Annotated in this window: 1 rRNA gene; it reads left to right on the top strand. The window is 53.3% G+C overall.

Features of this window, described 5'->3' with window-relative positions:
- Positions 1–911, top strand: a 23S ribosomal RNA gene (locus NLX78_RS26345); the annotation flags it as partial.

The raw sequence follows: 911 nt of genomic DNA, 5'->3' as shown, positions 1-911 counted from the left end.
TTCAAAACTTGTTCTCTCCGAGACGGATCCCGAGTAGTGCGGGGCACGTGAAACCCCGTATGAATCCGGCAGGACCATCTGCCAAGGCTAAATACTCCCTGGCGACCGATAGTGAAGCAGTACCGTGAGGGAAAGGTGAAAAGCACCCCGGAAGGGGAGTGAAATAGATCCTGAAACCGTGTGCTTACAAGAAGTCAGAGCCCTATTGATGGGTGATGGCGTGCCTTTTGTAGAATGAACCGGCGAGTTACGTTCCCGTGCAAGGTTAAGGTGAAGAGCTGAAGCCGCAGCGAAAGCGAGTCTGAATAGGGCGACTTGAGTACGTGGACGTAGACCCGAAACCGGGTGATCTACCCCTGTCCAGGGTGAAGGTGCGGTAACACGCACTGGAGGCCCGAACCCACGCATGTTGAAAAATGCGGGGATGAGGTGGGGGTAGCGGAGAAATTCCAATCGAACCCGGAGATAGCTGGTTCTCCCCGAAATAGCTTTAGGGCTAGCCTCGGAAAGAAGAATCGTGGAGGTAGAGCACTGATTGGGTGCGGGGCCCGCAAGGGTTACCAAGCTCAGTCAAACTCCGAATGCCATAGATTTAGTTCCGGGAGTCAGACAGTGAGTGCTAAGATCCATTGTCGAAAGGGAAACAGCCCAGACCATCAGCTAAGGTCCCCAAGTGTGTGTTAAGTGGGAAAGGATGTGGAGTTGCACAGACAACCAGGATGTTGGCTTAGAAGCAGCCACCATTGAAAGAGTGCGTAATAGCTCACTGGTCGAGTGACTCTGCGCCGAAAATGTAACGGGGCTAAACACACCACCGAAGCTATGGCTTGATGCTTGCATCAGGGGTAGGGGAGCGTTGAATGCGGGTTGAAGGTGTACCGTAAGGAGCGCTGGACTGCATTCAAGTGAGA

The sequence above is a fragment of the Paenibacillus sp. Lou8.1 genome (assembly GCF_024213565.1).
Taxonomy (GTDB): Bacteria; Bacillota; Bacilli; order Paenibacillales; family Paenibacillaceae; genus Paenibacillus; species Paenibacillus polymyxa_B.
Note: the sequence above shows the minus strand (reverse complement) of the source record. Positions and strands in the feature narration are given on the sequence as shown.